The 21,188-nt window shown below is 72.4% G+C and carries 23 protein-coding genes and 1 other RNA gene; 6 read left to right on the top strand and 18 right to left on the bottom strand.

Going from position 1 to position 21,188, the window contains the following annotated elements:
- The 5 genes from VG869_00005 to VG869_00025 form a co-directional block, all read right to left on the bottom strand.
- Positions 1–224 (bottom strand): pyridoxal-phosphate dependent enzyme (locus tag VG869_00005; protein ID HEV3449560.1); only part of this gene is annotated, 224 nt, incomplete at its 3' end.
- Between the two features lie 77 nt (positions 225–301).
- Positions 302–577, bottom strand: a complete 276-nt coding sequence (locus VG869_00010) for a ubiquitin-like small modifier protein 1 (GenBank protein ID HEV3449561.1) — start codon at positions 575–577, stop codon at positions 302–304.
- 10 nt (positions 578–587) lie between these two features.
- Positions 588–1,043 (bottom strand): M67 family metallopeptidase, encoded by a 456-nt coding sequence (locus VG869_00015; GenBank protein HEV3449562.1) that lies wholly within the window; start codon positions 1,041–1,043, stop codon positions 588–590.
- Complete coding sequence (locus VG869_00020) at positions 1,030–3,330, bottom strand: xanthine dehydrogenase family protein molybdopterin-binding subunit (GenBank protein HEV3449563.1); 2,301 nt, start codon at positions 3,328–3,330, stop codon at positions 1,030–1,032. The genes VG869_00015 and VG869_00020 overlap by 14 nt, the downstream gene beginning before the upstream one ends.
- A gap of 9 nt (positions 3,331–3,339) precedes the next feature.
- Entirely contained in the window at positions 3,340–4,278 is a 939-nt protein-coding gene (locus tag VG869_00025) for a nitronate monooxygenase (GenBank protein HEV3449564.1), read from the bottom strand.
- Between the two features lie 22 nt (positions 4,279–4,300).
- Between VG869_00025 and smpB the strand changes: the two genes are divergently transcribed.
- The 3 genes from smpB to ssrA all read left to right on the top strand — a co-directional run bounded on the left by smpB (position 4,301) and on the right by ssrA (position 5,747).
- Positions 4,301–4,777 (top strand): SsrA-binding protein SmpB, encoded by a 477-nt coding sequence (gene smpB / locus VG869_00030; GenBank protein ID HEV3449565.1) that lies wholly within the window; start codon positions 4,301–4,303, stop codon positions 4,775–4,777.
- 4 nt (positions 4,778–4,781) lie between these two features.
- Complete coding sequence (locus tag VG869_00035) at positions 4,782–5,315, top strand: DUF488 domain-containing protein (GenBank protein HEV3449566.1); 534 nt, start codon at positions 4,782–4,784, stop codon at positions 5,313–5,315.
- Between the two features lie 83 nt (positions 5,316–5,398).
- Positions 5,399–5,747: a transfer-messenger RNA gene (gene ssrA / locus VG869_00040) on the top strand.
- 158 nt (positions 5,748–5,905) lie between these two features.
- Here the strand turns inward: ssrA and VG869_00045 are convergent.
- The gene (locus VG869_00045) at positions 5,906–6,538 is read right to left on the bottom strand and encodes a maleylpyruvate isomerase family mycothiol-dependent enzyme (protein HEV3449567.1); all 633 of its coding nucleotides are present in this window, start codon (positions 6,536–6,538) and stop codon (positions 5,906–5,908) included.
- A gap of 31 nt (positions 6,539–6,569) precedes the next feature.
- On the opposite strand from VG869_00045, the gene VG869_00050 reads away from it, so the two are divergent.
- The gene (locus VG869_00050; GenBank protein ID HEV3449568.1) at positions 6,570–8,534 is read left to right on the top strand and encodes a helix-turn-helix transcriptional regulator; all 1,965 of its coding nucleotides are present in this window, start codon (positions 6,570–6,572) and stop codon (positions 8,532–8,534) included.
- Between the two features lie 4 nt (positions 8,535–8,538).
- Positions 8,539–8,850, top strand: a complete 312-nt coding sequence (locus VG869_00055) for a hypothetical protein (protein ID HEV3449569.1) — start codon at positions 8,539–8,541, stop codon at positions 8,848–8,850.
- Positions 8,851–9,089: 239 nt separating this feature from the next.
- On the opposite strand, the gene VG869_00060 is transcribed toward VG869_00055, so the two are convergent.
- The 7 genes from VG869_00060 to VG869_00090 all read right to left on the bottom strand — a co-directional run bounded on the left by VG869_00060 (position 9,090) and on the right by VG869_00090 (position 15,041).
- Positions 9,090–9,629: a hypothetical protein gene (locus tag VG869_00060; protein ID HEV3449570.1), complete on the bottom strand. Its 540-nt coding sequence runs from the start codon at positions 9,627–9,629 to the stop codon at positions 9,090–9,092.
- Positions 9,630–9,762: 133 nt separating this feature from the next.
- On the bottom strand, positions 9,763–10,305 hold the full coding sequence (locus VG869_00065; GenBank protein ID HEV3449571.1) for a hypothetical protein: 543 nt from the start codon (positions 10,303–10,305) through the stop codon (positions 9,763–9,765).
- Entirely contained in the window at positions 10,302–11,360 is a 1,059-nt protein-coding gene (locus VG869_00070) for an MOSC domain-containing protein (protein HEV3449572.1), read from the bottom strand. The genes VG869_00065 and VG869_00070 overlap by 4 nt, the downstream gene beginning before the upstream one ends.
- 66 nt (positions 11,361–11,426) lie before the next feature.
- Positions 11,427–12,641 carry a cytochrome P450 gene (locus tag VG869_00075; protein ID HEV3449573.1) on the bottom strand — a complete coding sequence of 405 codons (1,215 nt, stop codon included), beginning with the start codon at positions 12,639–12,641 and terminating at the stop codon, positions 11,427–11,429.
- 88 nt (positions 12,642–12,729) lie between these two features.
- Positions 12,730–13,485, bottom strand: a complete 756-nt coding sequence (locus VG869_00080) for a DUF427 domain-containing protein (GenBank protein HEV3449574.1) — start codon at positions 13,483–13,485, stop codon at positions 12,730–12,732.
- A 97-nt stretch (positions 13,486–13,582) separates the two neighbouring features.
- Entirely contained in the window at positions 13,583–14,317 is a 735-nt protein-coding gene (locus VG869_00085) for a hypothetical protein (protein ID HEV3449575.1), read from the bottom strand.
- Entirely contained in the window at positions 14,310–15,041 is a 732-nt protein-coding gene (locus VG869_00090; protein ID HEV3449576.1) for a class I SAM-dependent methyltransferase, read from the bottom strand. Before VG869_00090 ends, VG869_00085 begins: the two co-directional genes overlap by 8 nt.
- Before the next feature lie 59 nt (positions 15,042–15,100).
- Here VG869_00090 and VG869_00095 point away from each other — a divergent pair, with 59 nt between their 5' ends.
- Entirely contained in the window at positions 15,101–16,450 is a 1,350-nt protein-coding gene (locus VG869_00095; protein ID HEV3449577.1) for an NAD(P)/FAD-dependent oxidoreductase, read from the top strand.
- Here VG869_00095 and VG869_00100 read toward each other — a convergent pair.
- The 5 genes from VG869_00100 to VG869_00120 all read right to left on the bottom strand — a co-directional run bounded on the left by VG869_00100 (position 16,393) and on the right by VG869_00120 (position 21,108).
- Positions 16,393–16,950 (bottom strand): YqgE/AlgH family protein, encoded by a 558-nt coding sequence (locus VG869_00100; GenBank protein HEV3449578.1) that lies wholly within the window; start codon positions 16,948–16,950, stop codon positions 16,393–16,395. The genes VG869_00095 and VG869_00100 overlap by 58 nt on opposite strands.
- Positions 16,951–16,969: 19 nt before the next feature.
- Positions 16,970–18,148, bottom strand: a complete 1,179-nt coding sequence (locus VG869_00105; GenBank protein HEV3449579.1) for an amidohydrolase family protein — start codon at positions 18,146–18,148, stop codon at positions 16,970–16,972.
- A gap of 97 nt (positions 18,149–18,245) precedes the next feature.
- Positions 18,246–19,265, bottom strand: coding sequence for an NADP-dependent oxidoreductase (locus VG869_00110; GenBank protein ID HEV3449580.1), 1,020 nt, complete (start codon positions 19,263–19,265; stop codon positions 18,246–18,248).
- A gap of 10 nt (positions 19,266–19,275) precedes the next feature.
- On the bottom strand, positions 19,276–20,121 hold the full coding sequence (locus VG869_00115; protein HEV3449581.1) for an ABC transporter permease: 846 nt from the start codon (positions 20,119–20,121) through the stop codon (positions 19,276–19,278).
- On the bottom strand, positions 20,122–21,108 hold the full coding sequence (locus tag VG869_00120; GenBank protein ID HEV3449582.1) for an ATP-binding cassette domain-containing protein: 987 nt from the start codon (positions 21,106–21,108) through the stop codon (positions 20,122–20,124).
- Between the last annotated feature and the right edge of the window lie 80 nt (positions 21,109–21,188).

Below are 21,188 nucleotides of genomic sequence, written 5' to 3' on the forward strand. Positions count from 1 at the left end.
CCGGTGTTGCCGGAGGACGGCTCGAGGATCGTGTCGCCGGGGCGCAGCACCCCGTCGCGCTCGGCCTGGTCGACCATCGCGAGGGCGATGCGGTCCTTCGACGACCCGCCCGGGTTCTGGCCCTCCAGCTTGGCGTAGATCCGCACCGCCGGCCTCGGGGACAGCGCCTGGATGCCGACCAGCGGCGTGTCGCCGATGAGACCGAGGACGGTCTCGGCCCTCACGCCGGGGCCCGGGGGTTCGACGCCGTCGCCGCGCCCGGGCCTCGGCGGCGCTGCCGGCCCGTCACCGCGCGGCCCGGCTACCCGCCGGCGACGGCGGGCAGGATCGAGATGACGTCGCCGTCGGCGACCGTGGTGTCGAGCTGGTCGAGGTAGCGGATGTCGTCGTCGTTGCGGTACACGTTCACGAACCGGTGGAGCTGGCCGTCGTCGTCGACGAGGCTGCCGGCGAGACCCGGATAGCGGTCGACCAGCCCGCTGAAGACCTTCCCGACCGTGGAGCCCTCCACGGTCAGGACCGCGGCGCCGCCCGCCTGCGGGCGCAGCAGCGTTGGGAGGCGGACCTCGACCGACATCGTGCCCAGTCTACGAGTCCGCCACGACGACCTCGCACTCCGCGACAACGCCCTCCCGGATGCGGTAGACGCGCAGCACCGGCTCGGCGTGCTTGAGGCTCACGAGCACGTACAGCCACTGCGGCTCCATCGCCTGGCGCACGTCGGTGTCGGACGGGTACGCGTCGGAGTGGGTGTGAGAGTGCCACACGCCGACGAGCGCCTCGCGGCGAGACTCGGCGTCGCGCATCGCCTTGATGAGGTCGCGCGAGTCGACGGTGTACGTGCGAGCGGACTGGTCCGCGTTCCTGCAGGGATAGACCGCGGTCACGACCCCGGTGGGGTCGCCGTCAGCGGTGACGGGACCGGCGAGGAGCCCGCACGCCTCGTCCGGCAGCCCGTCGTAGCAGTGCGCGACGACGGTCCGGTACTGGGCCGGCGTCAGGCGCAGGACCGGATCCGCGAACGCAGGATCAGCTCCCGCCACGCGCGTCCTGGATGGCGCGCCAGACCCGCTCCGCGGTGAGCGGCATGTCGAGGTGCCGGACGCCCAGATGGCTGAGCGCGTCCACGACCGCGTTCTGGACCGCGGGGGTCGACCCGATCGTCCCCGACTCGCCGATTCCCTTGGCGCCGAGCGGGTTCAGCGGCGTGGGCGTCTCGGTGTTCGAGACCTCGAAGCTCGGGAGCTCCGCCGCGCTCGGCATGGCGTAGTCCATGAGGTTCCCAGTGAGCGGGTTGCCGTCGTCGTCGTAGACCACCTGCTCGTAGAGCGCCTGGGCCGCGCCCTGCGCGATCCCGCCGTGCTGCTGGCCGGCCACGAGGAGCGGGTTCAGCACGCGACCGCAGTCGTCGACGGCGACGTGCCGGACGAGCTCCACCCGTCCCGTCTCGGTGTCCACGTCGACGACGGCGACGTGGGCGCCGAACGGGTAGCTGGCCTCGCCCTGGTTGAAGTCGAGCTCGCTCGCCAGCCCGCCCTCCCAGTCCGGGGGACGGCGCGTCGGGTCGTCGGTGGCGTCGGCCAGCTCGGCCCAGCTCAGCGCGGTGGCGGGGACGCCGGCCACGCCGAGCTTGCCGCCGTCGTGGAGCACGACGTCGTCCGGGCTGGCCTCGAGCAGGTGCGCCGCCAGTCGCTTCGCCTTCTCGATGACCTGCTCGCTCGCCCGGTACAGGGCGCTCCCCGCCGTCTGCAGCGACCGCGAGCCCATGGTCCCGCTCCCGCGCGGGACGAGCGCGGTGTCGGACTGCAGCACTCGCACCCGCTCCATCGGCACGCCGAGGAGCTCGGCGACGATCATCGCGAACGCGGTCTCGTGCCCCTGGCCGTGCGCCGACGTGCCGACCCGGGCGACGACGGTCCCGTCGGGCAGCACCTCCACGCCGCCGAACTCTTGGAACATCCCGCCCGCGGTGATCTCGACGTAGGCCGAGACCCCGATGCCGAGCTGGTGGACGTCGTCCCGATCGCGTCGCTCCCGCTGCTCCGCCCGGAGCGACGCGTAGCCGGCGAGCCGGCACGCCTCGTCGAGCGCCTTCGCGTACTCCCCGACGTCGTAGTTGGCACCCGTCGCCGTCGTGAGCGGGAACGCGTCCGGCGGGATGAAGTTCTGCTTGCGGAGCTCGACCGGATCGATCCCGAGCTCGTCGGCGGCCATGTCGACGATCCGCTCGAGGAACGCGGTGGCCTCCGGCCGCCCCGCACCCCGGTAGGCGGCGGTGGGCGTCGTGTTCGTGGCCGCGCTGACCGCGTTGAGCTCGACCTTCGGGATCGCGTAGACACCCTGGGCCATGGTCCGGGTCAGGAACGGGAGGAACGCTCCGATCGACGGGTAGCCGCCGGCGTCGCAGATGACCTTCACGCGGACGCCGACGAACGTGCCGTCGCGTCGCAGCCCGAGCTCGACGAGCTGGAGCTGGCCGCGGCCGTGCGTCATCGCGAGCAGGTTCTCCGAGCGCGTCTCGGTCCACTTCACGGGTCGGTCGAGGAGTCGGGCCAGCGCCGCGGTGACGATGTGCTCGCAGTAGGCGCCGGTCTTGGCGCCGAACCCGCCCCCGACCGCCGGCGCGACGACGTGGACGCGGTCCGGGTCGATCTCGAGCGCCGCCGCCAGCGGGTCCCTCACCCCGAACGGGGCCTGGGTCGGGACGGTCACCTCGAGCCCACCGTCGGCCCGGGGGGCCACGAGGATGCCGTTCGGCTCCATCGGCACCGGCGCGACCCGCTGGTTCACGAACCGTCCTCGCACGACGACCTCGGCCTCGTCGAGCACGGTCGGGTCCTCGCCGAAGTTGAACTCGATGGCGAGGTTCGAGCCGTGCTCGGGGAAGAGGAGCGGCGCGTCGGCAGCGAGCGCGGCCTCCGGGTCGAGCACGACCGGCAGCGGCTCGTAGTCGACGACGACGAGCTCCGCTGCGTCCACGGCCTCGGCGCGGGTCTCGGCGACGACGACGGCGACGGCGTCCCCGACGAACCGGACGACGCCGTCGGCGAGCGGCGGCCGGCTGAAGACGGGCGGGAGCATCACGAAGCCCTGGACCGGGGCAAGCGCGAGGGTGTCGACGGTGTGGACCGCGAGCACGCCGGGCATCGCTGCCGCCTCGGTGGTGTCCACGTCGGTGACTCGGGCGTGGGCCACGGTCGAGCGGACGAACGCCACGTGCGCGGTGCCGGGCAGGGCGAGGTCGTCGAAGTACGTCGCCTCGCCGCGCAGGATGCGGGGGTCCTCGACGCGCTGGACCGGGTTGCCGAGGATCGAGCCCGACGTCGCCACGGTCGGACTCTATCGAGGCGCGGGATATCGGCGGGCGAGCTCCGCGAGCACGGAGTGGAACTCCTCGATCGTCGAGCCGATGACGTCCGCGACCGACTCGACCCGATCGATCCGGCCCGCCACCTGGCCGCCGAACGCGAACGCGCCGCCGAGGTCGCCCTCGAAGTACAGGCCGAGGATGCCGTCGAGCGTGCCGAGCGTGACCCGCTCGTCCGACCGCTCGTAGGCCTCGCTGCGCTCCGTGGCCAGCACGCGGAACGACGGCTTGTGCCAGCGGTTCAGGAAGACCGTGCCGGTCTCGGACGTCTCGACGACGAGCTGCTTGTACCGGTCGTGGACCGGCGACTCGGCGGCCGAGACCATGCGAGTCCCCATCTGGACGCCCTCGGCACCGAGGGCGAACGCGGCGGCCATCGAACGGCCGTCGCAGATGCCGCCGGCCGCTACCACCGGCACGTCGACGCGCGAGCAGATCAGCGGCGTGAGCACCATCGTGGCCACGTCGCGGCTGGCCTTGAAGCCCGCGCCCTCGCCGCCCTCGGCCACGATGCCGTCGACCCCGGCGGCCACCGCCTTCAGCGCGCCGCGGAGTGACGGGACGACGTGGAACACCGTGATGCCGGCCTCGTGGAGGGCGTCGGTGTACGTGGCGGGATCACCCGCCGACGTGGTGACGAACCGGACCCCCTGGTCGTGCACGAAGTCGACGATCCCGGGGTCGCGGACGAACAGCTGGGCGATGTTGACGCCGAAGGGCTTCTCGGTGAGGTCTCGCATCCGGGCGATCTCCTCCCGCACCTCGGCGAGCTGACCCGACGACGTCTCGATGATGCCGAGCGCCCCGGCGTTCGAGACCGCCGACGCCAGCTGCGCCCGGGCGATGTAGCCCATCGGAGCCTGCAGGATCGGGTGCTCGACGCCCAGCAACTCGGTGAGGCGGTTGCGCATCGGCGCACGGTACCGTCGTCCCATGGTCGCGCGAAGCGCCGCCAAGCCCGGCCGGACCCCCACCATCAACAACCGACGGGCTCGCTACGACTACTTGGTCCTCGACACGGTGGAGTGCGGGATCGTGCTCGCCGGGTCCGAGGTCAAGTCGCTGCGAGAGGGCCGAGCCACGCTGCAGGACTCGTACGCGAGAGTGATCGACGGCGAGATGTGGCTCCACGGGATGCACATCGCCCCGTACGCGTTCGCGCGAGCCGAGCTGGACCCCGTGCGACCCCGCAAGCTGCTGCTCCACCGCCGACAGATCGACGAGCTGACGCGGGCGACCGCCGAGCGGGGCGTGACCCTGGTGCCGCTGCGGGCGTTCTTCAGGGACGGCCGGGTCAAGGTCGACCTGGCCGTCGCCCGCGGGAAGCGCTCCTACGACAAACGTCGGACGATCGCCGAGCGGGACGCCCGACGCGACATCGAGCGGGCGCTGAAAGGGCAGCGCGACTGAGCCGATGGAGCTGCTGACCGTTGGCCACGGCGCGCAGGCCGCGGAGACCTTCTCGGCGCGCCTCACCGGCGCGGGGATCGGCCTGGTGGTCGACATCCGCCGCTTTCCGGCCAGCCGACGTCACCCGCAGTTCGGCCGGGTCGAGCTGGCCCGATGGTTGCCGGAGCTCGACGTCGCGTATCGCTGGGAGGAGCGGCTCGGGGGGCGCCGGACGGGCCTCCCGGAGTCGCCGAACGCCGGCCTTCGCAACGCCGCCTTCCGTGCCTACGCCGACTACATGGCCTCGACCGTGTTCCGGGCGGCCTTGGACGAGCTCCTTCGCGCCGCCGAGCAGGTCGAGTGCGCGGTGATGTGCGCAGAGTCGCTGTGGTGGAGGTGCCACCGTCGGCTTGTGGCCGACGCCGCCACGTTGCTGCACGGGGTCGAGGTGCGTCACCTCATGCCGGACGGCCGCCAGCAGCGGCACGAGCCGACGCCCGGTGCGGTGGTCGAACGAGGCTCGGTCCTCTATCCCCCGCCCCAGGTCTCCTTGCTGTGACCGGCCCCCGCCCGTTCGGAGCGGCCGATGCCGGTCGGTACACTGAGCGGGCGTCGTCACGCGCACGAGGGCGCAGTTGACAAGGGGGTGCGTGGCTTCGATTTCGTGGATCGAAGCGGGTGAAGCGAGCCGACGTCGCCGGATCGTCGTGAAAGAGCCGGCAACAACAAGAAACGCCGAGGACAACCTCGCGCTCGCGGCCTAAGGGCCGCGCGTTCGCTCCGGCCCGGCCACTCGGCCGGATGCGGGCGTCATGAAGAGTGGCTCACCGCCGGGACGGGCCCCGTGGCCCGGCGGGACACCGCAGCGGGGCTGGGGACGCCGCAAACGCCGGTGAGCGGCGGCGTCTCGAGACTCTGCTCACCGGCTGCGCTCGGAGAAGCCCCGCGGACGGCACGGAAGACCCGGGTTCGACTCCCGGCACCTCCAAAAGTGCTCGAGCCGCTCGAGCATTTTTGGAGGTGCGCCGCGCCCCTCTGAGTCGTATCTCTCGAGCGGTCTCGCGTCGCACTCATTCCTATCGCTGACCGCCGCCTCGTTGCGCTGTGGTCCAGACCTCCGGCTTCCCGCGCCGAGGGCTATCGCGGCAATCAGGCTTGTGCGGTGAGGATTGCGATGCCGGGCCCGTCGAGATCGGCCAGCGCGTCGCGGCGTCCGGCCATCGCCATGAGGACGGCTTCCCCAGGGCCGGTGATCTCGGGTCCTTTGCCAGCTGCCCAGTCGATGTCGGTAGCAACAAAGCGCACCTGGTGGAGGCGTGGCACCGATCCGAGATTTGCGCTCCCTACCCGGGTCTTGAGGTGATTCAGCACGATGACGAGTCGGTCGTGCGGGATGTCGCGGGGTCGCCCGAGGGGCCGGCGTATGTCCTGCTGGTGGATCATGGTGCCACGGAGCGCCGTCCCAGGGGGGGTTCCGCTCAATCGCTGGAGCCCTGTCGGGCGGCGCCAGGACACCAAATCCGCGGTGATCGTCGAGTGAGGGGTGTCCCTTGCCATTCGGATGTCTTCGTCGTTCGACCGGTGTATCGAGAAGCCGAGACGCGCGAGACGGACGAGCGCGCGGACGTTGACGTTGAGCGCGGCGCTGACATGCACGGCCACGTCGTGAACCGACCAACCCTCGCAAAGGGACGCGTGGTTCCACTCGCTTTCGGTCAGGCCTTCGCACAGCGTGCTGAAGTCGCGCACTTCGCTATCAACGTGATCCCAGGAGACCCCCATCTCCCGTGTTCTAGTCTGTCCATTGCCTTTCATGCCTACCGATCGTGAAGACCCGCTCTCGGCCGGCCGAGGGGCGTTCGATCGATGCGACTGGCGCGCCGCGTGGCACATGCTCCGTCAAGCGGATGCTGATTCGCCACTCGACGCTGACGACCTCGAGCGGGTGGCCGAGTCGGCGATGTGGCTCGGCGAGTTCGAGTCCTGCATCGAGACCCGCCAGCGAGCCTTCGCGGCGAGGCTCGCCCGAGGCGACGCGCGACAAGCAGCGAGCTTGGCGATGGATCTGTGCCGTGACTACGCGCACCGTCGCCGTGATGCGGTCGCCCTCGGGTGGGTTGCACGAGCGGCACGCCTGCTCGAAGGCCTCGAGCCGTGCGCTGAGGTCGGGCGCATGGCGGAACTTCGGGCGATTCTGGCGTTGCACGTGGAAGGCGATCTCGCCGCGGCCCAGCGGCACCTCGATGACGCCCTCGACATCGCGCGGCTCTGTGGCGATGTCGATCTCGCAGCGGCTGTGTTGGTGGGACTCGGAACGTTGCGGGTACGCGTCGGCGACGTCGGCGAGGGGTTGCGACTGGTCGATGAAGCGATGACCGACGCGGTAACGGGCAGGCTCGGGCGCGTCGCAACGGCTCGCGTCTATTGCAACACGATCAGCCTATGTCAGGCTCTGGGCGATGTCCGACGAGCGAGGGAGTGGACCGATGAGGCGCTCGCGTGTGCGAGCCAGCCAGGACTGGGTGACTTCCCGGGGGACTGTCGGCTTCATCATGCGGAGATCACGCGTCTACGTGGCGACTGGACGGGCGCTGAATCGGAGCTCCGTCGTGCGATGGGCGAGCTCGAGCGCTGGGACCTGAGCCACGTTGGGCAGGCATGGTATGAACTCGGCGCGATTGCGTTGCGCCGTGGTGATCTCGTGGCGGCGGCCGACGCGTTTGACCAGTCGGCTTCGTTCGGCAAGGACCCGGAGCCGGGCCTCGCGGCGCTCCGCCTCGCTCAAGGCAAGGAGGCCCTCGCCGCAGCGCTGCTGCGCGCCGCAGCCGCAAGTGTCGGGCAGGTCGATCCACTTGCGCGTGGCGAACTCCTTCCCGTAATCGTCGAGGCTGAGCTCGCGTGCGGTGACGGGTCCGCAGCCCTTACCGCGTCCGAGGAACTTGCCGGCCTGGCCGCCACCTATCAGACGGTCGTATTGGAGGCGCAGGCAGCGATGGCGCGAGCGAGGGTCGCACTGGCGGTCGGGGATTACGAACAAGCGGTCGTGGCCGCTCACGCGGCGATCTCGCTGTGGCGCGACGCGGGGGCACCGTACGAGGCAGCTCAGGCCCAGCATCTCCTCGCCGACGCCGCGAACCAAGCGGGCGACCGAGCCGTCGCGATCGTCGAACTCGAGGCCGCCCTCGCAGTGCTCACCGGCCTGGGTGCCGAGGGGGACGTCGAGAGAGCGCAGCGGCTGCGGGACCGCCTGGGCAATCTCGGAGCCCAGCGCCGCGTCTGCCGCACCTTCATGTTCACTGACATCGTCGACTCGACCCGGCTCGTTGCCACGATGGGTGACGAACCCTGGTCGACAGTGCTGCGTTGGCATGACGAGACGATCCGTGGCCTTCTCGCTGAGCACCATGGAACTGAGGTGAAGCAGCGCGGTGGAGGCGATGGATTCTTCGCGGCCTTTCCACGTGCCGCCGACGCGATCGCGTGTGCAGTTGCGGTGCAACGGCGGTTCGCCGGGCGTCGCGAAGCCCACCAGTTCGCTCCCGACATCCGCATCGGCGTCCACCAAGCCGACGCACTTCTCAGCGGAAACGACTTCGCTGGTCTTGGCGTGCATGAGGCAGCCCGCATCGCCGAGCTCGCCGAGGCGGGCGACATCGTGGCCAGCGCCACGACCGTCGCGGCCGCCGGCCCCGTGACCGCGACATCACCCACGGACACGATCCTCAGAGGACTCGCCCAAACCGTTCCGGTCCAGCGCATCAAATGGAACATCGGATGACTCGATGAGACGCCGCACGGCGCCACGCGTCACGAGGGCAGCCTCGCCCTCCACGGACCGCCTGCTCTCGTGCTACGAGCAGGCGGCAACCCTCGCCGCAGTGGTCGATGTGGGCCCGTATCCGTACGTCAACCGGTGGGATAGCGAGGAGTTTCAGCGCACCCAACGCGAGGCGCGCGCCGCACTCGGTGATGCCTCATACGAGGCCATTCTCACCCGAGGGTCATCGCTTGCACTGGACGCGGCGCTTGCATACGCCCGCAAGGAACTCGGTCGTGTGCTCGAGGAGCATCGCCCCGGCACCGCCGGCCCGTGACATGAGAACGAGTCGTCCCTGACGGCGGGTACCGCAGGTCGCGCCACATCGAGACCGTCCGCCGACCAAGAGCCCCGCGACGTGGCCGCCAGACCGGGATGTGAGGGTTCGGGGACGCGTTGACCGGGCGATCGGGGCCGGAGGCCGGGCGGAGCCGGCCGCGGGTCGCTGACGCCCACGCGGCCGAGTCCAATGACAGCGCGCCCGGACCCGACGATGGTGAACCGCCGCCGGGCCTTCTACAGCCAGCCGACGCGCGCGCCTTCCCGCCGCTGACCTTCGGGTGGTCTCGCCAGCCGTCCGGCGCGGACTCCCGTCAGCATGCGCTCGATCGTGTCGACGATCTCCGGGACGGTGTCGCGCAGGCCCTCGGCGTCGTGCGGGTCGACCTCCGAGGGTCCCATCCCGGCGTCGGTGAGCATGGCGTCGAGGTCGGCGAGCCGCTGCCCGACGAACCCGAGGGGGTCCGCGCTCATCGCGGCGTCGAACTGGCGTGAGTTCGGTTCCCAGTCCCGCATGTGGGGATGGTGGTGGGTGCGGTCGTAGCTGCCGGGTGGGCCGGCGACGGACTCCAGGAGATCGGCGCGCCAGATCGGCGGCCCGACGAGGATCGGGCGTGACGCGTAGATCGAGCCGTCCCGAGCCGGGCTCTCCATCAGGCGGACCTCGACGCGCACGCCTCGCTCCGCTCCCTCCTGACCCGGGCCAGGGTGAGGGTCGACGAAGTAGAGATCGCCGATGGCGACACCGATCCTCCCGAAGGCGAACACGTGGAGCATGCGCGCTCCCTCCTGGTCCGAGCTTCACGACCCAGCCACCGAGGGTGCCACGCGTGCCGCGGGCCGGCAACCGTTGCGCCGACCGTGCCGGCGTCCTCGCCGCGTCCAAGCGGGCCCGGACGGGTCGCGGGGATCACGTGGCCCCGCCCGATCGCGCGTGCACCTCGGCGAGGCGACGCAGCGTCCGCAGCTGCTTTCGCATCATGACCAGATCTCCCAGCGGCAGCACTCGGCGCAGGACGCGGCCGGTGGGCGTGCGCCGGAACCGGACTCGGAGCTTCACGACCAGCCGCGCCGCGCCTTCCCGAGGCGTGACGAGGTACGTGATCCCGACCTCGCCGAACAGGCGGTGGTCCGTGAACACGGTGATCTGCCGGTCGGCTTCGAAGTCGGTGAGCGTGAAGATGGTCATGAACCGCTGTCCGGTGACAAGGTCCTCGACGCCCGAAACCAGTCGGCGCGGGCTGCGACGACCCCGGTTGTCGATCCAGTCGTAGCTGTAGGGCGCGAGCCGGAGCTGGCAGAGCCAGCGAAAGACCACCGCCGCCGGCGCCCGCACCGTGATGGCGCGAAACAGGGTCTGGTCGGCGTCGGCGACGAGCTCGTCGCACGGGTAGCGGGCCGCGCGCTCGTCGGCGTCCGCGCCCCAGGACGCGAAGGGAGAAGTCCGCGTCACGGCCCGGAGGCGCGACCCGCTCGGCCGGTCGCAGTCCCCCGCCCCTCTGCGGACGGATCGGGGTCGCCCGGCTGCACCACGACGGCGTCGCCGGGCTGCACGACACCGGGCTCGCGGACCCAGCCGTACCAGCGGGTCCACTGGGGGTTGCGGTCGTGGCCGATGCGCCGGAAGTCGCCGTCGGCGAACCACCGGGTCTGCTTCGCGCACGGCGTGGCCGGGAACGACAGCTCGGTGAGGGCGCTGCCGACCCGGAGGCGGGTACCGGGGCGCAGCGTGGCCCAGTCGACCCCCGACAGGGTGAGGTTCTCGCCGGCCGACCCGGGGGCGATCGGGTGGCCGGCTCGGGCCAAGGCGTCGATGACGTCGGCCGACCACACGCAGACAGCCTGGAACGGCCGTCCGTGGTGCCGGCGCTCGGCTTGGTGGTCGCCGTCGAGGCCGCGGCGGCCGAGCGAGCCGCGGTCGATCGGGCGCTTCGGCACGCCGCCGTTCGACACGTTCACGTGGGTGACCCGCCCGGCGGCGGCCGGGGCGCCGGCGCCGAGGGCGGCGAGGCCGCGGCCCACGTCCATCCAGTGGTGCGTGGCGTCGTGGACGGCGTGGAACAGTGCGGCCTCGGCCTGGACGGTGTGGTCCCCGACGTGTCCCGCGTGTGCCCAGGCCTCGGGGGCGGCGCCGCGCGCGAGGGCGGCGAGCGCGTGGCCCTCCCGCTCGAGGTCACCGGCCACGGTCCGGGCGTCCAGCTCCGGTGGCGCTCCGCTCGGCGTCGGTTCGGCCGCCGGCGGCGCCGGCAGGGTGCTGCCGTCACGGGCGAGGATCGTCTCGATGCCGGCCCGCAGCACCGCGGTGACCAAGGCGCTGTGGACGCCGTACTCGAGCGCCGACCACACCGTCGGGCCGGGACGACGGTTCACCGCCGTCGCAGGGAGATCGCTCGTCGCCAGCTGCCACCAGAGACCGAGGGCGTCGAGGAGGGAGACGGCGTCCTGAACGGTCCAGTCCCGGGCGTCGAAGCCGCACTCGGCACAGGTCTCCGACGTCCGGCCGTCCACCGGCCCAGCATGCCGCACGGGCGCGACGCGGGCGGACGAAATGTCGGGGGCGCGGTCCGAGTGGGCTCAGGCGCCGAGTCGCATGGGCAGGTCTTTCAGCGCGTTGTTCAGGTTCGAGCGCTGCCGGCGAGGCTCGCCGGTGAGCTCCAAGCGTGGAAACGCGCTCAGGAGCTCGTCCAGGAAGACGCGGCCCTCGAGGCGAGCCAGGTGGACGCCGAGGCAGAAGTGCTCGGCGATCCCGAACGACAGGTGCGGGTTCGGGTCCCGGTGGATGTCGAAGCGGTGCGGGTCGGCGAACACGTCGCCGTCGCGGTTCGCCGACGTGTAGATCATGGCCAGCTTCTCGCCCGCGGCGATCGGCTGGCCGTGCACGACCGCGTCGGCGCTGGCGGTGCGCCGGAAGTAGTGGAGCGGGTTCGCCCAGCGCAGGATCTCCTCGACCGCGCCGGGCAGGAGCGACCGGTCCCGGCGGAGCTCGGCCAGCTGGTCGGGGTGCTCCAAGAGCGCGAGCACCCCCGACGAGAGCATCGTCCGGGTGGTGTCGTTGCCGGCCGTGACGAGCTGGACGAAGAAGTAGCCGAACTCGAGGTCCGACATCGGCCGCCCGTCGATCTCGGTGGCGAGGAGCTGCGCGCCGACGTCGTCACCGCCGGCACCACGACGCCGCCGCGCGTACTCCATGCCGTACATCGCCATCGCGACCGAGCCTTCGCTCTCCGCGTGGGTGTAGCCACCGGGGTTCAGCTCGGGATCCTGACCGCCCGTGGTCTGCTCGGCCCACCGGTTGATCTGGGCCCGGTCCGACTCGGGGATGCCGAGCAGCTCGCCGAACACCTGCGACGGGAGCATCGCCGCCAGGTCGTGGACGAACTCGACGTCGCGGCGCTCGGCGCCCGTGGCCATGATGTGCCGGCAGATCTCGCGCACCCGCTCCTCGAGGCGGGCCATCGACCGCGCTTTGAAGTACGGGGCGGTCTCGCGCCGCAGCCCGCTGTGACGAGGCGGGTCCATCATCAGCAGCATGTTCTTCGTCTGCTCGAGCTGGGCCGCCGGCTGGTCCTCGAGCACGACCCCGCCGACCTGAGCCGAGAACAGGGTCGGCTGGCGCGCCACCTCGACGACGTCGGCGTGGCGGAGCACGGCCCAGTAGGCGGTGCCGTCCGGCATGGCCTGGCGGTAGACCGGCTGCTCGCGGCGCAGGTACTCGAACGCCTCGTGCGGCGGGGCCTCGACGTACCCGTCGGGATCGTAGATGTCGATGGACTCGAGCGTCAGCGCCACGCCGTGCCTCCGCGACCCGGTGCCGGGACGCAGCGACCGTACCGGGCCCGCCCGACCCTCGCCGCCCCACGCTCGGGCCGGTCGGCGGTCACGAGAACTTGGTGTGTGGGCGTGCCAGCGTGTCCCCGTCCACTCGCAGGTCGACCCGCTCGTTGTAGAAGCAGACCAGGCCGGCGATCTTCTGGCTCTCGGGCAGCGGCGTCGGGTACGACCACGCCAGGTCCTCGACGGCGCCGCGCCCCGTGCGGACGGACCAGTACCGCGCGAGTCCCTTGTACGGGCAGCCCGACGTCGTGTCCGACGGGACGAGCAGGTCCATGCGGACGTCGACCTTTGGCACGTAGAACCGCGGCGGCAGCCCGGTCTCGAACAGCAGCGTGGGCTTCCGGGTCTCGGCGACGGTCACGCCGTCGACGATCACCTCGACGTGCCGGGAGCTGGGGAGGATGTCCACCCGCGTGTGCGGGTCGCGCGGGTGCACGTACACCTCCTCGTCCTCCTCGAACCAGGCGTCCATCGAGTACCAGTCGAACCGGATGAGGTCGCGCAGCGCCTCGATCGGCGAGTCGGGGTAGGCCCAGGCGGCGTCCTCGGCGACCGAGGCGCCGCCCTTGACGTGGTAGTAGCGCGCCTCGCCACGACTCGGTGAGTGCTCGGTGCGGTCCGACGGGCTCAGCAGCTCCGTGCGCACGTCACCACGAGGGAAGTAGTACGCCGGGTAGTAGGGCACCTCCCACACCAGCAACGGCTGGTGGGTGTCGGCGACGACCTCGCCGCCGAGGTAGGTGCGCACCCGCTTCGCCCCGGGCTCGATCTCGACCCGGCCTCGTCGCTGCTCGCTCATGAACCCTCCTCCGGGCGCGGCTCGCGCCGTCCGGACCCAGGATGCCCCCCGGGAGCCTCGGTCGCCGAGCCGAGCGGTTTCCGGCGACCGGCCGCGCTCACCACAGCCGGGCGGTGACCATCGCCGCGGCCAGGAGCACCACGGTCGACGACAGGGCGCGCAGGGAGCGCTCGAGGGGCCGGAGCAGCGTGGCCGCGTCGAGGGGCAGCACGCGGCCGTCCGAGAGCGTCAGGTCGCCCTCGGCCCGGCGCACGCGTCGGCGGAGCAGGCGGGCCGGCGTGCTGAGGGCGCGCTGGGCGTAGGAGAGCGTGAACGCGGCCGCGGCGCCGATGACCGCGGCCACGCCGAGGCCGTCGGCCTGGGCCGCGTAGGCGGTGAGCACCGGGAACGCCCCCCACGACAGCGCGAAGCCGGCGTCGGTGTGCAGGCGCCCGCCGAAGAGCTCGAGGTTGTAGGCGACGACCAGCACCGGTCCCACCACGATGAAGGGGATCAGCACCGGGCCGGCGCGGCTGATCCCAGCGACGCCGATCCCGACCGCGGCGAGGACGCCCACGACGCTCGAGGCCACGAGCACCCGATCCGGGATCTGGGTGCGCAGCGGGTGGCCGTGCAGCTCGTCGAGCGCGTGGGCGCCGACCCCCATGGCCGCGAAGAAGGCGAGCACGGTGGCCCCGAGGCGCACGCCGTCCAGGCGCGGGGCCAGCGCGGCGCCGATCGCGACGTAGCCCAGGTGCCACGCCGTGTAGGGCGGGTGCAGGAGCGTCCACCAGTCCCGCCACCCGCCGGGGCGCGCGGCGTAGAAGGCGGCCCGGCCCCTCGGCTCAGCCACCGCCGCGGGTCCCCCACATGACCACCCCGCCGCCGAGGCTCATCGTGCGGGCCCCGACGTCCACGAACCCCGCCGCTCGGAGCGCGTCGACCGTCGAGTCGAGCGGGTAGCGCCGGTAGTGCGCAGAGATGTTCGGGCCGAGGAACCGCCCGACCCGGAACCAGGCCCGACCCCCGAGCGCGCTGGCGGCCGGCAGCGCCAGCCGCGTGTACAGCCACCACCAGAGGCGCCAGAACCGGTTGGGGGGCACGCAGAACTCGAGGCTCGCCACCGCCGCGCCCGGCTCCAGCACCCGCGCCAGCTCGCGCAGGGTGGCGGCCGGGTCGGCGACGTAGCGCAGCAGGTACGTGAACGTGAGCCCGTCGAAGCTGGCGTCGGGGAACGGCAGCGCCTCGGCGCGCCCGGCGAGCAGCGTCACCCGGTCGGCGGCGCCGTCGGCGCGCACCGCGGCCTGGCCGCGGCGCAGCATCGCCTCGGTCAGGTCGACGCCGACGACCGCGGCCCCGGTGCGACGCTCGAGCTGCCGCGCCACCCCCGCGGTGCCGGTCGCCACGTCGAGCACCCGCCGCGGGGCGGCCGGTACGATCCGGTCGACCATCGCGCGGCGCCAGCGGCGGTTCTGACCCAGCGACAGCAGCTCCTCGAGCGTGTCGTAACGCTTGGGGAGCCCCGTGAAGAGGTCTCGGGCGAAGCGATTGGGATCCGCCGATGGGCCGACGAGCATGAACACCCCCCCTGGTCTCGGAGGCCGAGCGTACGACGCCCGGAATCGCGGGGGGCAGCGTGGGTGGTGACCGGTTCGACGTCGCCGTCGTCGGCGCCGGGCCCGCGGGCAGCGCCGCCGCGCTCGTGCTGGCCCGTGCTGGCGCCCGCGTGGCGCTGATCGACAAGGCGGCCTTCCCGCGCGACAAGGCCTGCGGCGACCTGGTCGGGCCGCGGGGGGTGCGGGTGCTCGACGACCTCGGCCTGCCCGTGCCCGGCGCGGTCCCGGTCGGCGACATGCTCGTCACCGGGCCCACCCACTCCGTGCGCCTGCCGAGCCGCGCCGGCCGCACCTACCCCGGCCACGGCGTCGTGGTGCCCCGTCGCGACTTCGATTCCATGCTGCGCGACGCCGCCGTCGCCGCCGGCGCCGAGCCGCGCGTGGGTCGGGCCGAAGCGCCCGTCGTCGGCGACCACGGCGTCGAGGGCTGCACGCTGACCTCGGGACCCACGGTGCGCGCCGACGTCGTCATCGGCGCCGACGGGGCGCTGAGCGGGGTGGCGCGATGGGCGGGACTCGTGCAGCCCGAGCGCGTCCTCTGGGGCTTCGCGACGCGGGCCTACGTCGACCAGGCGGTCGCGCTGCCGGAGATCTGCTGGTGGGAGCCCACACCGTGGCGCGCCTTCCCCGGCTACGGGTGGCTCTTCCCGGGGCCGGGCGACACCGCGAACGTCGGTCTCGGGTGCGGGGTCCTCGCCGATCGGGGCGCGGCGGCGGCGGTGGCCCGAGGCCTCCCGGGCTTCCTCGAGGACTTGGTCCGGCGCGGCCTCCTGGCCCGCGCGCCCGCGACCGACGGCTCGGCCTCGCTCGGCGGGTGGCTGAAGCTCGGCATGGTCGGGACCCTGCCCGCGGTCGGGCGGGTGCTGCTGGTCGGCGACGCCGCCGGCCTCGTGAACCCGCTCCAGGGCGAGGGCATCGCGCAGGCCCTCGAGAGCGGCCGCGCCGCGGCGGAGGCCGTGCTGGCGGGTCCGGCGGGCGCCGCCGACCGCTACCGCGGCTTCCTCGCCGCCCGCTACGCGCCATACCACGCCGCGACCGCCCCGGTGCACGCCGCGCTCCTCCCCCGCCCTCGCGCCGTGGCGCTCCTGGCCCGCACCCTCACCGCGCCCGGGCTGGGCCGGCTGCTCGCCGGTGGGTGGGCGCTGTACTGGAACGAGCTCCTGGACGGGGCCACGCCGGGGGCGGCGCGGGCGGTCGCGGTGGCCGCCGACCGCGGGTTCCGGGCCGGCGCCGCCGGCGGCGCGATCCATCGCTGGTTCCGGTCGACCCTCGGCTCGGGGTCCCGCCGAGGCGGGCCCGAGCCGGCCCCGCCTCAGTTGAGCTTGGCGTCGAGCGGGAAGTCGGCGAAGAGACGCTCCTTGCCGCGCTGACGCCGCAGCACGGCCCGCCACATCCCCTCGGGCGCCGCCGACCACGGGTCGGACGGCTCGGCGGGAAGGACGAACCATCCGCCGGCGTCGAGCTCGGCCTCGAGCTGCGTGGGCCCCCAGCCCGCGTACCCGGCGAAGACCCGGAGCCGGTCCACGCGCGGCAGGACCTGCTCGGGGTCGCGCTCGAGGTCGACGGTGCCGAGGTCGTCGAACAGCGGGGCGAACCCGTCCGGCTCGGCCTGGTCGTGGCGCCGGGCCAGCCCGATGGCGGCCTCGGGCTGCACCGGGCCGCCCACGAACACGACCGGCGGCTCGGTCGCCAGCGCCGCCCACGCGGGCAGGGACGCGCCGACCGCCGTGCCCGGCGACGGGCGGTTCAGCACCACGCCGACGGCGCCGTCCGACGTGTGCTCGAGGACCAGCACGACGGTGCGGAAGAAGTTCGGGTCCTCGAGGTCGGGGGTCGCCACCAGCAGGCGGCCTCGCGTCGACTCGCTCACCCGCGGCGCGGTCTCGCCGCTAGTCGAGGTCGAGGCTCAGCATGCGAATCGCGTTGCCTCGACAGATCTTGGCGACGGTGTCGTCGTCGAGCCCGGCAAACATCTTCTCCGCCACCTCCTTGGTGTGCGGCCACGTCGAGTCGGTGTGCGGATAGTCGGTCTCGAAGGTGATGTTGTCGACGCCCACCTCGTCGAGGGACCGCAGCCCGTGCTGGTCCCGGAAGAAGCACCCGAAGATCTGGCGGTAGTAGTAGCTGGAGGGCGGGTCCGGCACCTGATCCCGCACCCCGCCCCAGGCCCGGTGCTCCTGCCAGACGTCGTCGGCGCGCTCGAGGATGTACGGGATCCAGCCGATCTGGCCCTCGGAGTAGGCGAGCTTGAGGTCGGGGTGCCGCACCAGCACGCCGGAGAACAGGAAGTCGCTCATCGAGGCCATGGCGTTGCCGAACGACAGGGTGGCCTGCACCGCCGGGGGCGCGTCGGCCGACGTGGCCGGCATCTTCGACGACGACCCGATGTGCATGCACACCACCGTCCCGGTCTCGGCGCAGGCGGCGAGGAACGGGTCCCAGTCGCCCGAGTGGATGCTGGGCAGCCCGAGGTGGGCCGGGATCTCGCTGAAGCAGACGGCCCGGACGCCGCGCTCGGCGTTGCGCCGCACCTCCGCCACGCAGGCGTCGACGTCCCAGAGCGGCACGAGGGTGAGGGGCACGAGATGGCGGTCGCTGTCGCCGCACCACTCCTCGACCATCCAGTCGTTGTAGGCCCGGACGCAGGCCATCGCCAGCTCCTTGTCCTGGGCCTCGGCGAAGGTCTGGCCGCAGAAGCGCGGGAAGGTCGGGAAGCAGAGGGACGCCTCGACGTGGTTCAGCAGCATGTCGTCGACGCGCGCCTTCGGGTCGTAGCAGCCGTCGCGCATCTCGTCGTAGGTGATCGGCGAGAGCGTCATGTCGTCCCGGTCGAACCCGACGGCGGCGATGTGGCGCTTCAACGGGACCACCAGGTCCTCGTAGAACCAGATGTCGCACGGCGGCGCGGCGTCGTCGAACTCGTGCTCGTACACGGCGGGGCCGACCATCCGCAGCCCGGCCAGCCCGTGACGCTCGACGCGCGGGCCCCGCTCGCGGAAGCGCTCCGGCAGCCACGTCGCCCAGACGTGGGCGGGCTCCACGACGTGGTCGTCGACGCTCACGATCATCGGGATCGTGGGGGTCTGGGTCGAGGCCACCGCATCTCCCTCCGCGAGCCGCCCTCTCGACCGAACCTGACGGGTCGTCAGAGGATACCTGGGGGCCTCATCCGCTCGGGTCGGGACCGACGCGCACCATGAGCTTCCCGGTGTTCTCGCCGGTGAAGAGCATGTTCAACGCCCGCGGGGCCTGGTGGAGGCCGTCGACGATGTGGTCGCGCCAGCGGATCCGCCCCTCCTCCACCCACGCCACGAGCTGGAGCACCGCCTCGGGGAACCGGTCGAGGTAGTCGAGGACCAGGAACCCCTGCATGCGGGCGCGCTTCACGACCAGGTTCATGTAGGAGTGGATCGGGGCCGGGCGGTCGGACTCGTTGTAGGTCGAGATGGCGCCGCAGAGCGCGACGCGGGCGCCGATCGCGAGCTGGGTGAGGACGGTGTCGAGGGTGGCGCCGCCGACGTTGTCGAAGAACACGTCGATCCCCTCCGGGGCCAGCTCGTGAAGCCGGCGACCGACGTCCTCGGTGCGGTAGTTGACGGCGGCGTCGAACCCGAGCTCGCCGGTGAGCCAGTCGCACTTCTCGGGCGTGCCCGCGATCCCGATCACCCGCGCGCCCTGGATCTTGGCGATCTGGCCCGCCACCGACCCGGTGGCGCCGGCGGCGCCCGAGACCACGGCGGTGTCGCCGGGCTGCGGCTGGGCGACGTCGAGCATGCCGAAGTAGGCCGTGATGCCGGTGGTGCCGTAGACGCCGAGCAGGTGCGGGAGCGGGATGCCCGACGGCACCACCCGGGCGGTGACGTCGGGGCCGCAGGTGGCGTACTCCTGCCAGCCCAGCATCCCGAGCACCGGGGCGCCGACGGGGTAGTCGTCGTTGCGGGACTCGACGACCTCGCCGACGGCGCCGCCCCGCATCACCTCGCCGAGCCGGACCGGCGGGAGGTAGCTCGGCTCCTCCCGGATCCACACCCGGTTCGTCGGGTCGATCGACAGGTAGGCGATCCGGACCCGGTACTCGCCCGGGGCGAGGTCGGCGAGCGGCTCCTCCACGACCTCGAAGGTGGCGTCGTCCACCAGGCCGACCGGGCGCTGCCGCAGGCGGACCTGCCGGTTGGCGGGCGACACGACGCGATGTCTACTCGGTGCGGGAGAAGAGGCGCACGGCCAGCGCCAGCATCAGCGTGCCGAAGGTCACGGTGAGGAGCGCGTCGGCCCACAGCGGCACGGTCCAGCTGAAGATCGTGAGCGGCGCGATTCCAGGCAGCAGCACCCTTCGGATGGCGTCGACGCCGTACGTCGCGGGGTTCAGCCGGGTCACGACGCCGAGCCACGCGGGCAGGGCGACGAGGGGGAAGATCGCCCCCGAGAGGAAGAGCATCGGCTGCAGCACGAGCGCCATGACCATCTGGAAGCTCTCCATGCGCTGCATGCGGCTGGCCACGACGATGCCGAACGCGGTGAGGGCGAAGGCGAGCAGGAGCAGGAAGCCGACCATCGAGAAGAAGCGCCCGACGGTCAGGTCGACGCCGACCGCCGGCGCGGCCACGACGAGGATCAGGCCCTGCACGACCGCCACCGAGCCGCCGCCGAGCGCCTTGCCGAGGACGAGCGACGAACGAGACACGGGCGCGACCAGCATCTCGCGCATGAACCCGAACTCGCGGTCCCAGACGATGGCGATGGCCGAGAACAGCGACGACGTGAGCACCGACATGGCGAGGATGCCGGGGAACAGGTACTGCTGGTAGTCGACGCCGCCGGCGCGTTGCGAGCCGATCAGGTGCTGGAGACCGGCGCCGAGGACGAAGAGGAACAGCAGCGGCTGGGCCACGCCGGTGACGATCCGCGTCGGTGTCCGCTTGAGCCGGATCAGGTCGCGGACCCACACCATGATGATGGCGCGCAGGTTCCGCACGAGGGCGCCCTCGCGGCGGACCCCGAGCGGCGCGGGGACGGTCGTCGAGAGGGTGGTGTCGGCCACTCAGGTCCTCCGGAACCCGCGCACCATGGCGTTCATCCGGAACTGGTCGGCCGTGCCGGCGTCGGCGTCCCGGAGCTCGCGACCCGTGTACTCCATGAACACGTCGTCGAGGCTCGGCCGCCGGACGTTGACGCTGCGCACGCCGGCTCGCAGGTGCTCGAACATGCGCGGCACGAAGCCCTCGCCGTCGGGCACCCGGAAGCGCACGCCCTCCTCGGTCGTCTCGACGTCGAGGCCGAAGCCGTCGCGGAGGGCCCGGCTCGCGGCCTCGTCGTCGCTCGTGGCGACGGTGACGGTGTCGGCCCCGATCGATGCCTTCAGCGCGTCCGGGGTGTCGATGGCGACGATCCGGCCCTGGTCGATGATCGCGATCCGGTCGCAGCGCTCGGCCTCGTCCATGTAGTGCGTGGTGAGGAACATGGTGGTCGACTGGCGTCGGCGGAGGCTGTCCACGTAGCTCCAGATGTGCTGGCGGGTCTGGGGGTCCAGCCCGATGGTCGGCTCGTCGAGGAAGAGGACCCGAGGCGCGTGCATGAGGCCGCGGGCGATCTCGAGCCGCCGCTTCATGCCGCCCGAGTAGAAGCGCACCTGCTGGTCGGCGCGCTCGCTGAGCCCGACCATGTCGAGGAGGGGTCGGGCCCGCTCCCGCACCTCCGAGGGCGGCACGCCGTAGAGCACGGCGTGGAAGCGAAGGTTCTCCGCCCCGGTCAGGTAGTCGTCGAGGGTGACCTCCTGGAAGACGAGGCCGATGCTGGCGCGGACCGCGGCCTGCTCGAGGACGACGTCCCGGCCCGCGACCCGAGCGATCCCGGCGGTGGGTTCGAGCAGCGTGCAGAGGATCGAGATGGTCGTGGTCTTGCCGGCGCCGTTCGGCCCCAGGAAGCCGAAGAGCTCGCCGGGCTCCACGGTGAATGAGACGTCGTCGACCGCCGCGAACCCCCCGAACCGCTTGACGAGGCCGTCGACCACGACCGCCGGCTCGCTCACGGCGTCACCGCGCCCGTCGTCGCGGCTCGACGAGCCGCGCCGTGAGCCGCGGGAGCACGAATCCTTCCTCCGGACCGGAT

Source organism: Acidimicrobiia bacterium (assembly GCA_035948415.1).
Classification (GTDB): domain Bacteria; phylum Actinomycetota; class Acidimicrobiia; order IMCC26256; family PALSA-555; genus PALSA-555.

Excerpts from the sequence above, each read along its gene's own strand:
- VG869_00010 (HEV3449561.1), bottom strand. The coding sequence starts at position 577 with ATGTCGGTCGAGGTCCGCCTCCCAACGCTGCTGCGCCCGCAGGCGGGC.
- VG869_00025 (HEV3449564.1), bottom strand. The coding sequence starts at position 4,278 with ATGCGCAACCGCCTCACCGAGTTGCTGGGCGTCGAGCACCCGATCCTG.
- smpB (HEV3449565.1), top strand. The coding sequence starts at position 4,301 with ATGGTCGCGCGAAGCGCCGCCAAGCCCGGCCGGACCCCCACCATCAAC.
- VG869_00035 (HEV3449566.1), top strand. The coding sequence starts at position 4,782 with ATGGAGCTGCTGACCGTTGGCCACGGCGCGCAGGCCGCGGAGACCTTC.
- VG869_00045 (HEV3449567.1), bottom strand. The coding sequence starts at position 6,538 with ATGGGGGTCTCCTGGGATCACGTTGATAGCGAAGTGCGCGACTTCAGC.
- VG869_00050 (HEV3449568.1), top strand. The coding sequence starts at position 6,570 with ATGCCTACCGATCGTGAAGACCCGCTCTCGGCCGGCCGAGGGGCGTTC.
- VG869_00055 (HEV3449569.1), top strand. The coding sequence starts at position 8,539 with ATGAGACGCCGCACGGCGCCACGCGTCACGAGGGCAGCCTCGCCCTCC.
- VG869_00060 (HEV3449570.1), bottom strand. The coding sequence starts at position 9,629 with ATGCTCCACGTGTTCGCCTTCGGGAGGATCGGTGTCGCCATCGGCGAT.
- VG869_00080 (HEV3449574.1), bottom strand. The coding sequence starts at position 13,485 with ATGAGCGAGCAGCGACGAGGCCGGGTCGAGATCGAGCCCGGGGCGAAG.
- VG869_00090 (HEV3449576.1), bottom strand. The coding sequence starts at position 15,041 with ATGCTCGTCGGCCCATCGGCGGATCCCAATCGCTTCGCCCGAGACCTC.
- VG869_00105 (HEV3449579.1), bottom strand. The coding sequence starts at position 18,148 with ATGATCGTGAGCGTCGACGACCACGTCGTGGAGCCCGCCCACGTCTGG.